Source organism: Methylorubrum suomiense (assembly GCF_022179765.1).
Lineage (GTDB): Bacteria > Pseudomonadota > Alphaproteobacteria > Rhizobiales > Beijerinckiaceae > Methylobacterium > Methylobacterium suomiense.
The window spans coordinates 17,883-31,740 of record NZ_BPRE01000008.1; the positions used below are offsets into that span (position 1 = coordinate 17,883).

Annotated in this window: 10 protein-coding genes; 4 read left to right on the forward strand and 6 right to left on the reverse strand. The window is 68.6% G+C overall.

All coding sequences use genetic code 11. The features are described 5' to 3' along the window. Positions 1–34: 34 nt before the first annotated feature. Both MFF26_RS13895 and pedA1 read right to left on the reverse strand, forming a co-directional pair. Positions 35–1,030, reverse strand: a complete 996-nt coding sequence (locus MFF26_RS13895; protein ID WP_171015563.1) for a YVTN family beta-propeller repeat protein — start codon at positions 1,028–1,030, stop codon at positions 35–37. Continuing rightward, positions 1,027–2,292 (reverse strand): lanthanide ABC transporter ABC transporter substrate-binding protein PedA1, encoded by a 1,266-nt coding sequence (gene pedA1 / locus MFF26_RS13900; protein WP_137831139.1) that lies wholly within the window; start codon positions 2,290–2,292, stop codon positions 1,027–1,029. The genes MFF26_RS13895 and pedA1 overlap by 4 nt, the downstream gene beginning before the upstream one ends. A 246-nt stretch (positions 2,293–2,538) precedes the next feature. Between pedA1 and pedF the strand changes: the two genes are divergently transcribed. The 3 genes from pedF (at position 2,539) to MFF26_RS13915 (ending at position 5,981) form a co-directional block, all read left to right on the forward strand. After that, positions 2,539–2,958 carry a cytochrome c-550 PedF gene (gene pedF, locus MFF26_RS13905; RefSeq protein WP_137831140.1) on the forward strand — a complete coding sequence of 140 codons (420 nt, stop codon included), beginning with the start codon at positions 2,539–2,541 and terminating at the stop codon, positions 2,956–2,958. 2 nt (positions 2,959–2,960) lie between these two features. Continuing rightward, positions 2,961–3,827, forward strand: coding sequence for a substrate-binding periplasmic protein (locus tag MFF26_RS13910; protein ID WP_137831141.1), 867 nt, complete (start codon positions 2,961–2,963; stop codon positions 3,825–3,827). 342 nt (positions 3,828–4,169) lie between these two features. Further along, complete coding sequence (locus MFF26_RS13915) at positions 4,170–5,981, forward strand: PQQ-dependent methanol/ethanol family dehydrogenase (RefSeq protein WP_137831142.1); 1,812 nt, start codon at positions 4,170–4,172, stop codon at positions 5,979–5,981. 260 nt (positions 5,982–6,241) lie between these two features. Here the strand turns inward: MFF26_RS13915 and MFF26_RS13920 are convergent, their stop codons facing one another. Then, the gene (locus MFF26_RS13920) at positions 6,242–6,469 is read right to left on the reverse strand and encodes a hypothetical protein (protein WP_137831143.1); all 228 of its coding nucleotides are present in this window, start codon (positions 6,467–6,469) and stop codon (positions 6,242–6,244) included. Positions 6,470–7,043: 574 nt separating this feature from the next. Here MFF26_RS13920 and MFF26_RS13925 point away from each other — a divergent pair. After that, the gene (locus MFF26_RS13925; RefSeq protein ID WP_137831145.1) at positions 7,044–7,970 is read left to right on the forward strand and encodes a LysR family transcriptional regulator; all 927 of its coding nucleotides are present in this window, start codon (positions 7,044–7,046) and stop codon (positions 7,968–7,970) included. A gap of 110 nt (positions 7,971–8,080) precedes the next feature. Here the strand turns inward: MFF26_RS13925 and MFF26_RS13930 are convergent, their stop codons facing one another. Genes MFF26_RS13930 through MFF26_RS13940 form a run of 3 tightly spaced genes read right to left on the reverse strand, consistent with a single transcriptional unit; the run spans position 8,081 to position 13,492 of the window. Continuing rightward, the gene (locus tag MFF26_RS13930; RefSeq protein ID WP_238308114.1) at positions 8,081–11,293 is read right to left on the reverse strand and encodes an error-prone DNA polymerase; all 3,213 of its coding nucleotides are present in this window, start codon (positions 11,291–11,293) and stop codon (positions 8,081–8,083) included. Next, positions 11,290–12,804, reverse strand: coding sequence for a DUF6504 family protein (locus MFF26_RS13935; protein ID WP_238308115.1), 1,515 nt, complete (start codon positions 12,802–12,804; stop codon positions 11,290–11,292). Before MFF26_RS13935 ends, MFF26_RS13930 begins: the two co-directional genes overlap by 4 nt. Continuing rightward, entirely contained in the window at positions 12,713–13,492 is a 780-nt protein-coding gene (locus MFF26_RS13940) for an ImuA family protein (protein ID WP_137831147.1), read from the reverse strand. The genes MFF26_RS13935 and MFF26_RS13940 overlap by 92 nt, the downstream gene beginning before the upstream one ends. Positions 13,493–13,858 lie beyond the last annotated feature (366 nt).

Sequence of the window (13,858 nt, forward strand, 5' to 3'; positions counted from 1 at the left end):
GCGGCATCCCTGCTTCCGCGAAGGGATAAGGGGTTCACTCGGCCGCTCCCGCAGAGCGGGCATTCGCCACCGGCCGCACCGCGGCGCCCCATGGGTAGCGCCCGACCTTGATGCTGCGGATGGCCTTCAGGCTGCCGGTATCGATCACCGTCACGTCGCCGGAGACGCCGTTCGTGCTCACCAGACGCTCACCGCCGGGCAGCACCGCGACGTGCCAGACCCGGCGGCCGACGAGGATATACGCCTTCACCTTGAAGCTCTCGGTATCGATCACGGCCACCCGGTCCGAAGGGCCGAGGGCGACGAAGGCAGTTCGTCCATCCTCCGACAGCGCGATGCCGACGGGTTGGATGCGGTCGCCGGAGATGCCCTTGATCTCGAAACCGATGGTCTCGATCACCTGGCGGCTCGCCACGTCGATCACCGCAACCGTGCCGCCGATCTCGGACGAGACCCAGAGCCTCTTGCCGTCCCGGGTGAACTCGGCGTGGCGCGGGCGCTGGCCGACCGGCGTGGCGTCGATCGCCTGCAGTGATCCGGTATCGATCCAGTGGACCATGTTGGTGGTCTCGGAGGTCGTGACCGCGAGCTTGCCGTCGGGGCTCACCGCCATGCCTTCGGGCTCGATGCCGACATCGATCTGCGCCAGCACCTTGCGGGCATCGGCATCGACCACCGTCGTCGTCGCGTTGTTCTCGTTGGCGATGAACAGGGTCTTGCCGTCTGGAGCCAGCGAGAACTGCTCCGGATCCTCGCCCGAGGGCAGATCGTGCAAGAGCTTGCCCGTATCCGGATCCAACACCTGCACCGCGTCGGAATCGCTGGCACAGAGGAAGAGGCGCTTGCCGTCCTTCGAGAAGGTCAGCCCGCGCGGCCGCCGTCCCACGGGAAAGGTGCGCGTCACCTCCCAGGTAGCGGAATCGATCACCGAAACGGTGTTGTCGCGCTCGTTCGAGACGTAGACTTCGTGAGCCTGCGCGCCGAGCGGCATCAACAGGGCGGCGCCGACGCAGTATCGAAGAAGACTCATCCATTGCCTCCGAAGGCGCGACAGGCGCTCTCGGGCTCGTCGAGACCGAGAGTGTCGAGTTCGGTGCGCCGGTGCAGGAATCCCTCGACCGGGGCGGCGGCGACCACGGCGCCGGGCCAGAGCACGAAGACCGGCTGGCGCAACTGGCCGTTCCAGGGCCGGAAGCTCAGCGCCCGGCCCTTGAAGCCGCCGACCTCGAACTTCTTGGACAGGAGCAGCTCGCGGATCGCGGTCGCGTCGCTCGATTTGAGCTGCGTCGCGGCCTCGGTCACCGCGTGGACCGCCATCCAGCCGGCCCAGTCGATCGGGCCCATCGGCCGGCCGGCGAGCTTGGTGAAGCGCTCCTGCAATTGCACGGCGGCCCAGGCCTCGACCGGGCGGCCCCAGGCGGTCGGTGTCAGTCCCTGGGTGCCGATGACGGGCCGGGGCGAAGCGGTGTTGTAGACGAGGTTGGCGCCGAACTCGCCGCGCTCGTCGGCCACGGCGACCACGTCATGCTCCGGGCCGCGGGTGATGACGGCGAATTCCTTGAGGGCCGAGTCGCGCAGATCGGCCCCGCGGGCGTCGAAACTCGCCTCGGCGACGATCCGCGCGCCGAACTTCTTGGCGCTCTTGCGCAGAGCGTCGGCGTAGAGGGTGTCGTCGGCACCGGGGCCCGAGACTAGCAGGATGCGGCCCCAGCGCTTGTAGAGGAGCAACTGCGCCAGCGCGTCGGTCAGCATGTCCCGCGACGGAAGCACGTGCAGGAGCCGGGCGCGGCAATCCCGGTCGCGCAGCCGCGTATCCGGCGCGCCGATATTGAGCGTGACCGCGTCCCGCGTCTCGGGCGCGTCGGCGATGGTCAGAAGGTCGTCGGCCGGAGCGTTGACGACGACGAAGCGCAAGGGGCCGCTCTCGCGGGCCAGGGCGGCCAGCGCCGCGGGCAGATCGGCGCCCGGCTCGACCACCGTCGATTTCAGGGCAAAGGCCAATTTGACGAAGCGGCCGGTGGCATTGCCGTCGCGCAGGCCGAGTTCGGCGCCGCTGAGCCCCTCGTCGTCGGGGATCGGCGGTTCGTTGTTGAGGGGAGTCGGTCGCTCGACCCGGCGCTCGATGTAGTGAATCGTCAGCGGCGGCGCGGCGGGAGGGGCGGCAGCGGGCTCCGCCCGCGTCGCGGCGGCGGCGAGGACGATGCCGGCCGCCAGCAGGGCCCGCAGCGCGTGCCGGGCACGCCCGCTCAAAGCCCTTTGGCCGCTCTCGGCGAGATCGGCACGTCTCGGCATCCTGTCCCGAACGGTTCCACCCTGGATTTTGGGGCAAGCATAGGCGCGGCCGAGTCCCCGCCGATATTGGACCAAGGTCGCAGCCCGAGCGTGTGCGACGCGTCGTACCAAAGCACAATGGGGCGGTTCCGGCCCGCTTGCTACCGTGACGGACAATCGAGGAGTGCGGATCATGGTCCCGCTCGTCGGACACGAGCCGTTCCCCGTGGGCCCTGTGCCGCGGGGCGGCCAGGGAGCGAGACGGATATGACGACACGGATTCGGCTGGCGGGCGGGTTCCTGCTCGGCCTCGTGCTCGCGGGCGGCGCCTTCGCCCACGGCGACGTGCAGCCTCAGCCGGTCAACACCGACGGGCTCGACCCCCTCGGCACCGAGTGGAAGGAGGAGAATCCCTATCGCGGCAACGCCAAGGCGGTGGCGATCGGGGATTCCGGCTTCAATCAGAACTGCGCCCGCTGCCACGGCCTGCAGATGATCTCCGGCGGCCTCGCCCCGGACCTTCGCTACCTGCCGACCGGCAAGGAGGGCGACGAATACTTCGTCGAGCGGATGAAGCACGGCGCCGTCGTCAACGGCGTGACCAAGATGCCGGCCTTCGATGGCGTTCTCTCCCAGGAAGCCATGTGGGCGATCCGCACCTACATCGAAGCCAAGCACGAAGAGTAGTCGTGTCGCATCCCTTCACCCGGCGCGGTGCGCTGACGGCACTGGCGGGTCTCGCGGCGCTGGCCGCGCGACCCGCCTTCGCTCGACCCTTCGATGAGGTGAACGCGGACGGCACCCTACGGGTCGCGCTCTACGGTGAGAACGCGCCGTTCTCGGAGATGCGCGACGGCAAGCCCGTCGGCATCGATGTGGATCTCGCGCAGGCCCTTGCGCAGGCCCTGAAGCTCAAGCTCGATCTGCGGCTGGTCGATGCCGGCGAGAATGTCGACGGCGATTTCCGCCTGAACCTCTGGAAGGGCGATCTGGCCGGCTCGCCGCTGGCCGACCTGATGCTGCACGTGCCGAACGACAAGCTGCTCGGCATCCGCAACGAGCAGGTCTTCCTCGTTCGTCCCTATTTCGAGCAGCGCCTCGCCTTCGCCTGGGCGAGGGACAAGATGGAGGGGCTCTCGAGCTTTCCCGATATCGAGGAGAACCAGATCGCGGTGGAAGGTGCCAGCGCCTCCGACCTCCAGATCCTGATGGCCGAGAACGGGCGCTACCGGAACAACCTCAAGCATTTCCGCAATTTTGAGGAGGCGGCCAAGGCCTTCCTGGCCGGCGAGACCGCTATCCTGGCCGGCACGCGGCCCGCGATCGAGGCGGCTCTGTTCGAGGCCAAGGTCGGGCCGGACCGCTTCCCCGTGGTCGAGATCGCGCTCGGCGGTCTCGTGAAGACGAATTGGGAACTCGGCGGGGCCGTACGATCCGATTCCCGCGACCTCGGCTACGCCGTTGGGGAAGTCCTCGGTGCCATGTCGGAGGACGGGCGGCTCAAGGCGATTTGTGCGCGCTACGGCGTGACCTATACGCCTCCGAAAGGCTTCTGAGCCGACAGCGATCACCCTGACGGCGTGATGCGGAACCGGTGCCGCCTGCTCGATGAGGCAGGACTGCGGTGTTTCGACACGCTGTCACGAAGTAAGCCTCGGATCGCGCCCCCGCGTGGTCCGAGGCTTTTTCGTATCCGGTCCCAGTCGTTCGACTGTAGACGGCTGCAGATCTTCTTCGTCAAAATCGATTTGCTGCAATGCAGCATTCTTATCTTGGACTTATGGCCAATAACCAGGCCGCCGCCCGGTGGCTAGCTTGCGATCGAGGGATGCCGCTTCAACGACCGCGACTCGATAAGGTCCGTCGGCAGCCCGCTCAAGATCAGGAGGGATGTTCCGATGAAGGTGCGTGACCGGTTCCTCGCAGCCGTAGGGGCGGCGGCGCTCCTCGCGGGCGCTTCCCAGGCCCTCGCGGCGCCCGAGGCCAAGAGCGAGACCAAGACCGAGAAATCCGCCAGCAGCGGCGGTGTGAGCAACGAGGCGATCCTCAACGACGCCAAGACCACCGACGACGTCGTCACCTACGGCCTCGGCACCCAGGCTCAGCGCTACTCGCCGCTCAAGGCCATCAACAAGGAGACGATCCAGGGCCTCGTCCCGGCCTATTCGTTCTCCTTCGGTGGTGAGAAGCAGCGCGGCCAGGAGAGCCAGGCGCTCATCAAGGACGGCGTGATCTACGTCACCGGCTCGTACTCGCGCATGTACGCCGTCGATTCCCGCACCGGCGAGAAGCTGTGGGAATACAACGCCCGTCTGCCTGAGGGCATTCTGCCCTGCTGCGACGTGGTGAACCGCGGCGCCGCGCTCTACAAGGACAAGGTCTATTTCGGCACGCTCGACGCCAAGCTCGTCGCCCTCGACGCCAAGACCGGCAAGGTGGTGTGGCGTAAGGACATCGACGACTTCAAGGCCGGCTACAGCTACACCGCTGCCCCGCTGATCGTGAACGGCAAGATCATCACCGGCGTGTCGGGCGGCGAGTTCGGTATCGTCGGCCGGGTCGAGGCCCGCGACGCCGAGACCGGCGAGGTCATCTGGAAGCGCCCCGTCATCGAGGGCCATATGGGCGAGCTGAACGGCAAGCCCTCCACGATGACCGGCAAGGTCAACGAGACCTGGCCGGGCGACATGTGGAAGTATGGCGGCGGCGCCACCTGGCTGGGCGGCACCTACGACCCCGAGACCAACCTCCTGTATTTCGGCACCGGCAACCCCGGCCCGTGGAACTCGGCCCTGCGCCCCGGCGACAACAAGTGGTCGGCCTCGCGCATCGCCCTCAACCCCGACAACGGCGAGATCGTCTGGGGCTTCCAGACCACGCCGCATGACGGCTGGGACTTCGACGGCGTGAACGAGTTCGTGCCGTTCGACCTCCAGAAGGACGGCAAGACCGTCAAGGCCGGCGCCACCGCCGACCGCAACGGCTTCTTCTACGTCCTCGACCGCACCAACGGGAAGTTCATCTCGGCCTCGCCGTTCGTCGAAAAGATCAACTGGGCCAAGGGCATCGATAAGGACGGTCGTCCGATCTACGACGACGCGTTCCGCCCCGGCGACCCGTCGAAGTCCGAGGATGGCAAGAAGGGCAAGTCCGTGTTCGCGGTGCCGAGCTTCCTCGGCGGCAAGAACTGGATGCCGATCGGCTACAGCCCCGACACCAAGCTGTTCTACGTCCCGTCCAACGAGTGGGGCATGGACATCTGGAACGAGCCGGTGAACTACAAGAAGGGCGCCGCCTATCTCGGCGCCGGCTTCACCATCAAGCCGGTCTTCGACGACCATATCGGTTCGCTGAAGGCGATCGACCCGGCGACCGGCAAGGTGGTCTGGAACTACAAGAACAAGGCTCCGCTCTGGGGCGGCGTGCTCACCACCGGCGGCAACCTCGTCTTCACCGGCACGCCGGAGGGCTTCCTGAAGGCCTTCGACGCCAAGACCGGCGAAGAGGTCTGGAAGTTCCAGGTCGGCACCGGCGTGGTCTCCTCGCCGATCACCTGGGAGCAGGACGGCGAGCAGTGGATCGGCGTCGCGGCCGGTTGGGGCGGTGCGGTTCCGCTCTGGGGCGGCGAGGTGGCCAAGTCCACCGCGGGCATCAACCAGGGCGGCAGCTTCTGGGCCTTCAAGCTGCCGAAGAAGATGGCGGCGCGCTGATCGCCGGCCGGGCCGGCCCTCTCGGGGGCCGGCTTTCGGTTCGGTTTCGGCCCATCGTCGAAAAGAAAGCCCCGGAGCGGTTGGCCGCTCCGGGGCTTTCTCGTTCAGACCGTCTTGGCGGAAGGACGAGCGTCGATCCCTTGCGACCAGGCGATCGATCCGGCCCTGGAGCGTCGTGCCGGATATCGGATCCGGCACGACGCTCTCGGTTCTTATGCTGCATCGGCCCGAAAGCCGGCCCCACCTTTCGGGTCGAGGCGCTAGGCCCTCGCCTCACCATCGCGGGAACGTTCCCATCCGGCAAAGGCACGCGCACGCGCCTCGTAGGCGATCCGCAGAAGACTGTGAGGCTGGCCCTTGGCCTCCGGGCAACGGTCGAGGGTGGGATCATCGACACGCCGGTCGAGCAGCCGGGCTGCCTCCGTCCGCCATGTCGCATCGGCCGCAGCGAACAGGATCTGCGCACTGGCCGGGCAATTCTGGTACACGGCACCGTATCTCTTCGATGAGCGCCCCTTAAAAAGGGTTAATCTCCCCCAGTATCTGATGCAATGGCCACCATTGAAGCAGGCTCATCACGTCTCTCGTGTGCTGCTTCATTGATGCTCCGCCGTAGCGTAATCGTCCCATGCCGAGAGGCTTTTGGATATAAAATTAAACGCATCTGGCCGTGTTGATGATCCGATCCTCTGCACGATGTAACAACGTTGCAGGCCTATTCATGGCATAATGTCAAAGATCCTTTTCAAAATCGGCATGCGTCAAAAACCAGGTGGTTTAGGAGTGCCGGGAAAATTCTCCCGGTGATAGTGAACAATCAAAAAGCATCTCACGTTGATGGGTTGTTGCTCCGTATCGGCGGAACAGCAACCGATGTGAGACTCCTCCGGCAGCGGTTCTTCGGACTCTCCATCCGGGCTCCGGGCGTTGCCAATGCGTTTTTTCGTGCTGACCTTCAACTGTTTCTCGCAAGACTTTATTTCTACGCTGTAGCGATCCAATCGGGCGGCTTGGAATGATTTTGGCGGGCGTCATTCTGAATTAGGAGCGGATGGCTCAAGCATGCCCCATCCCCAAGTCTTGCGGGACATGGCCCTCTTCGTCGAAGTGGCCAAAAGGCGAAGTTTTAGCCAAGCCGCACTCGTTCTGGGGATGCCGGTCTCCTCGCTGTCGCGGCGCATCACCGTGTTCGAGACGGCCATCGGCTTGCGTCTGCTCGATCGCACGACGCGGCGGCTGACGCTGACCACCTATGGCGAGGCCTATTTCGCCCAGGCCATGCGCCTCGTCGATGAGGCGCAGCAGGCTTACGACGACATCATGGCGGAGGCGAAGGGGCCGAGCGGCCTTCTCCGGATCGCCGTGCCGTCCGACCTCTGGGTGCAGCAACATCTCGCCAGCATCATCTCCGATTTTGCCAACGGCAACGAACATGTCCGCTTGCAGGTCGGGCTGGGATACGGGCCTGTCGACCTGATGGAGGAGCGCTACGACCTGGCCATCGCGGTCGAGACACCCCGCGAGACCTCGTTGATCGTGCGCAAGGTGGTGGAGTTGGAGAACGGCGTCTTCGGAGCCCCCAGCTACCTGGAAGATTGGGGCCGCCCGATGCGGCCGCACGACCTCACCGAGCACAACGTTCTCGTCCCAGGGCCGCCGACGAACTGGGCGTTCACCCGAGGGGATCAGACGGGCTCCGTCACGGTGTCCGGTCAGATCGCCTGCAATTCCCCGAGCTTGATGCGCTCCTTCGCTCTGGCCGGGCATGGGCTGTTCTCGGCAAGCCTCGCATGCGTCGAGTCCGATCTCGCCAACGGGGTCCTCGAGCAGGTCATGACGGATTGGACGCTTCGACCGACGCCGGTCTACATCGTGACGACGTCACGGTTGCTTCCGGCCAAAGTGCGCAGCTTCATCGAGTTCGCGGTCAAGCGTCTCACCGGCTCCTCCGAGGCCGAAGAAATGCCGAGGCGTGAGGCGGCTCGGTAGGCGCGGCTCCCGGCGCGAGCCGGTACGAGGCGTCACGGGTCCGAAGGCACCGCGATCGCGCGTGACCGCCTGTCGCTGAAGGGACCGGGCGGTCATCGTCACGCTGCGCGTCAACGGAAGTTGCGCGCCTGCACCCGCAGCGCCCGCTGGCTGGCCCCACGCACCGGCTCCGGCGGGGTGGGCTGGTGTTCCTGGCCGATCCGATCGAGCAGGCCGGACCGGTCGGCGAGATCGCTGGCGATCAGGTGGACGACCTCACCGACCCGCTGGACCCGGCCACGGCAGGCCATCAACCGGGCGGCGAGCACGATCCGGCGGCAGCGTTCGAACAGGTCCGGCCGCACGATCAGGTTGGCGATGCCGGTCTCGTCTTCCAGCGTCAGGAACATCGTGCCCTTGGCCGAGCCGGGTCGCTGGCGCATCAGCACGAGGCCGGCGACCGTGAGGCGGAACCCGTCTCGGGCGTGATCGAGCCGGTTGCAGGGCCGGTCGCCGAGGGCGGTCAACTCGGTCCGCAGGAAGCTCAGCGGATGCGCTCTCAGGCTGAGGCCCTTGGAGCGGTAATCGGCGACGACCTCGCCGCCCGCGCTCATCGGTGCCAGCATCACCTGAGGCTCCGCGATCACGGGCTCGGCGGTGCCGGTCTCCGCGCGCAGGGCGGCGAAGAGTGGCAATGGAGCCGGGACAAGGGCGCGCACCGCCCAGGCGGCCTCGCGCCGGCCGAGGCCGAGGGAGCGGAACGCGTCCGCCCGCACGAGGCAGGCGAGGGTGGCGGTGGGCAATCCGCTCCGCTCCGCCACTTCGGCGAGGGTGCCGAAGCGCTGTCCGCCGCGTGCCTCGACGAGCCGCGCGCCGTCGCGTTCGGGCAGGCCGCTCACGAGGCGCAGACCCAGCCGCACCGCGCGCCGCTCGGTGCCGGGACCGTCCCGCTCCAGGGTGCAGTCCCAGGCCGAGGCATTCACATCGACCGGCCGGATCGCGACGCCGTGGGCGCGGGCATCGCGGACGATCTGGGCGGGGGCGTAGAAGCCCATCGGCTGCGCGTTGAGCAGCGCCGCACAGAACACGTCCGGGTGATGGCACTTCAGGTAGGACGAGGCGTAGGCCAACAGCGCGAAGGAGGCGGCGTGGCTCTCCGGGAAGCCGTAGGAGCCGAAGCCTTCGAGCTGGCGGAAGGTCCGCTCGGCGTAGTCGCGGGCATAGCCGTTGGCCACCATCCCCTCGATCAGCCGCGCCTGGAAGCGGTGGACGCCCCCCGTCATCTTGAAGGTCGCCATCGAGCGGCGCAGTTCGTCGGCCTCGGCCGCCGAGAACCCCGCTCCGACCATGGCGACCTGCATCGCCTGCTCCTGGAACAGCGGTACGCCGAGCGTCTTGCCGAGAACCGCCTTCAGTTCGGGGGTCGGATAGCTGACGGCCTCGTGGCCCTCGCGTCGGCGCAAATAGGGATGGACCATGTCACCCTGGATCGGGCCGGGACGCACCAGGGCCACCTCGATGACGAGGTCGTAGAATTGTCTCGGCTTCATGCGCGGCAGCATCGCCATCTGCGCGCGGCTCTCGATCTGGAAGACGCCGACCGTGTCGGCCCGCCGGATCATCGCGTAGGTGGCGGGATCGTCCTGCGGGATCGTGGCGAGGTCGAGGGAAATCTCCTTGGCGGTCTTCAGGAGATCGAAGGCGCGGCGCAAGCAGCCGAGCATGCCGAGGCCCAGGACATCGACCTTCATGAACTTAAGGGCGTCGATGTCGTCCTTGTCCCACTCGATGACCTGCCGGTTCTCCATCGCGGCGGGCTCGACCGGCACCAATTCGTCGAGGCGGTCGAGGGTCAGGACGAAGCCGCCGGGATGCTGCGAGAGATGGCGCGGCGTGCCCATCAGCTCGCGGGCGATGTCGAGGGTCAGGCGCAGGCGCCGGTCGCCCGGATCGAGGCCGAGCGCCTGCAATTCCCGTTCTCCCGCTCCCTCGCCGCCCCAGGGCCAGGTCAGGCGGTTGAGGGCGCCAGTCACCTCTTCCGGCAGGCCCAGGACTTTGCCGACCTCGCGCAAAGCCCCGCGGGCGCGGAAACGGCTGACGACCGCCGTGAGCGCGGCGCGGTGGCGGCCATAGGTGGCGAAGATCCACTGGATCACCTCCTCGCGCCGCTCATGCTCGAAATCGACATCGATGTCGGGCGGCTCGCGCCGAGCCTCCGAGACGAAGCGCTCGAACAGCAGATTCTGCTGGACCGGATCGATGGAGGTGATCCCGAGACAGTAGCAGACCGCCGAATTGGCCGCCGAGCCGCGCCCCTGACAGAGGATCTGCCGGGACTGGGCGAAGGCGACGATCGACTCGACGGTGAGGAAGTAGGGGGCGTAGCCGAGCCGATCGATCAGTCCGAGTTCGTGGCGCAACAGCCGCGTCACGGCCGCCGGAACTCCCTCCGGCCAGCGCCGCCCGGCACCGGCCCAGGTCAGGGATTCCAGCCGCTCCTGCGCGGATCGGCCATCCGGCCCGATCTCCGTCGGGTATTCGTAGCTGAGCTCATCCAGGGAGAAGCGACAGGCCTCGGCGATCTCTCCGGCGCGGGCGAGCGCCTCGGGAAAACGGGCGAAGAGGCGCGCCGTCTCCTGGGGCGCCTTGAGGAAGCGGTCGGCGTGCCGTTCCTTGAGGAAGCCCGCCCGCTCGATCGTGACCCCGCGCCGGATACAGGTCGCCACGTCCTGAAGCCGCCGCCGCCCGGCGACATGGTAGAGGATGTCGCCGGTGACGACGACGGGCATGCGCGCCTGCCGGGCCGCCGCGGCCAGGGCGTCGAGCCGCGCCGCGTCGTTGGGGCGGAAGCGGCGGGTGAGGGCGCAGGAGGCGCGCCCGCCGAATAGGTCCTTGAGCCGCGCGAGGTCTTGCGCCAGGCCCGGGCCCGGCGACTCGGCGAGGAGGATCGCAAAGAGCCCTCCTTGAAGTCCCCCTCGCAGCCCTCTTTGCGGTTCCCCCTGCCACTCTTCGAGGTCGCGCCAGGTCAGGACGCAGCGGCCCTTGCCGCCCCGCGTCTTGCCGAGGCTGAGCAACCGGCACAGCCGTCCGTAGGCCGCCCGGTCGGCGGGATAGACGAGGAGCGGGGGCGCATCCTCAAGATCGATCCGGCAGCCGACGACGAGGCGCACGCCCGTCGCCCGCGCCGCTTGATGGGCCCGCACCATGCCGGCGAGGGAGCCGTGATCGGTGATGCCCAGGGCCGGGATCCCCAGCAGGGCGGCGGCGGCGAAGAGTTCCTCCGGGCTCGACGCCCCCCGCAGGAACGAGAAATGGGTCGTGACCTGAAGCTCGGGAATGCTCACGCTTCGCCGAGCCCGTGCAGCCACCAGCGTCCGTTCGCCTCCATCGGCCCGTCGCGAAACAGCCAGAAGCGCTCGCCCGCCTCCGTCTCGACCCGGTAATAGTCGCGCATCCGCTCCGCCTCGCCGTCGGCGATCCACCATTCTCCGAGGATGCGCTCCGGACCGTCGGCTCGGGTGATCTTGTGGCGGGCGCCGCGCCAGACGAAGAACAGGGGCGGCGCGTCGGGTATCTCGGCCATCGCCGCCACGGGCTCCGGCGCGGCGAGCAGGCGGGCGGGCCGGGGCAGGTCGGCGGGCCAGAGAGCGCCGAGCGGTGCGGCCAGGGCCGGTACCCGCCGGACCGCGCGTTCGGGCCAGTCGCTCTCGACCGGGGCCAACCGGTAGATCCGCTCCGCGCCGAGGCGGAGGCGGAGCGTGTCGACGAGGGCCGCGAGGTCCACGGCCTCCGGTTCGCCCCCGAGGACGGCGCCGCTGAGCTGCCGCTCGGCCAGCGCCTCCACCCGCGAGGCCGTCAGCGTCATCTCCTCGATGCCGAAGCCGGGATCGATCTGCGGCAGGCGCTCCGTGAGGAGCCGAGCGAGGTGGGCCGCGTCGCGGCTCGGCCGTGCGGTGCCGATCCGGATCGCCTGATCGAGGCGGTCGATCCGGCGGAACACGAGGTCGAGGCGTCGGGCGCCGAGGCCCATCCGCTCCAGATCGGGCACGATCCGGGTACAGAGATCCCCGACCACCCGCCCCAGCACCTCCGGGCTGCCGACAGGGTCGGGAAAGCGGAGGGCGGCCCGCGGCGCTTCGGGCGCGGCCAGGATCGCGAGGGGCTCCGGCTCGGCCCCGGTCGCCCGGTCGAGCCGCAGCAGCGGCTCCGGGCCGAACCGCCGGCGCAGGGGCGCACGGGGCGCGGCCATGAGCCCGCCGATCCGCAGGATGCCGACCTCGGCGAGCGCCGCCACGATCTCCGGCGGCAGGCGCAGGGCCGCGACGGGCAGATCCAACAGGGCAACGGAGGTTCCGCCGGGCGGCACGATCCCGCCCGGCCCGAACCGGGCGACCGCCCAGGCAGCGCCGGGCGTGTCGGCGAGGGCGAGGCAGGCGGACATCCCCGTCCGCTCCAGACGCGCGGCGAGATCGGCGAGCAGATTCGCCTCGCCCCCCTGCAGATGGGCTGCACCCGCGACGTCGATCAGGATGCCGTCGGGCGGATCGAGGGCGACAAGAGGGGCGTAGCGCAGGCACCAGATCCCCAGCCGCACCAGCCCCGCCGCGTCGGCCTCCGGCTCGGCGGGGACGAGGCGCAGGCCCGGCACCATCGCCATGGCTTGAGCGGCGGCCATGCCGGGCCTCAAGCCATGGCGACGGGCGGTCGCGTCGATCCCGGCCAACACCCGCCGAGGGCCATCCTGCCGCACCGTCGCCAGGGGCTCATCGACCGCCGGCGCGTCGCAGGGCGGGGCGCTCCGGCGCAGCCTGTCGGTCGGCCAGGACGGTAGGCACAGCGAGACGACCCTGCGCATCGCAGGCCTCCACGATCCATGAGCCCGGTGCGCCGCCGCGGCAGCGCTGCAGATCGAGCCGCCAACGCGGGCGGCCCATATGTCGATCTCCCCCGGAGCCGGAGGGAGCAGGGCTCACCCGCCATCGGGTGCGGGCGGCGGAGGGTTCGGGCTCCGCCGACTCGCCCGCGCAGACCCGGTGCAGCACCAGGGCGGTGACGCCCGAGCCTTCCGCGGCGAGCTGCAGGCGGCGGGAGGGGGTGAGGGCCATGCGGGTCAACTCGCCGACGACGCCGGCCAGCCCTCGGTGGCGCAGGCCCTCCTCCATGGCCGGCAGCACCTCCGTATCCCGCCACGTCTCGCAATAGACCACCCGGTCGGGATGGAGCCCGACGCGGGCGAGAGCCGGGGCGAACAGGTCGCGGCTGTGCAGGCACCACAGAACCGGCCCGTCGAGCCGGGCCAGGATGCCGCCCGCGAACAGCACCGCGGAAGCGGCGTAGCGTCCCCGCGGCCCACCCTCGTGGATCTGATGGAGGGCGCCGAGCGCGAGGCCGCCCCCCGGCAAAGCCCGGTCGAGGGTTCCGGCTCCGAACGGCAGCACGGAATCCGTCGTCCGAGCCTCCAAGGCGGGCTCGGTGAGCCGCCGCAGCTCGGCCAGGACGTTCTTCGCGGGAGCCGGCGGGTCGGAGGAGCGGGGAGGGGGCATGGACCGGGGCTGCGGAAGGAGCTGTGTTCAGAACAAACAGTGAACACAGCGCAGCCGTTCTCCGTCAACCGTCCCGCCGCGATGCTCCCTGTTGAAAATGCGGATTTTATTCCGGCCGCAGGCTTGACCTTTGTCGCCAGTCTTCCGACTCGCCCGAAGCCCTGCGCGCGGCGCGGGCAATCGACGCATGCACCCATCAAATACGCATGTGGGCGGAGTGCAGGTGCAACAAATCTGCCTGCTGTTGCCGTTGAATGACAGATCTTCGCGCGCGTCGATCTATCGTAACGTGGTGCCGGAGATCCGGTCGGGGGAGTCTAACTGTGCGGGGACGGTCCCGCGCCTCCGTTCGGGCTCACAACTGTG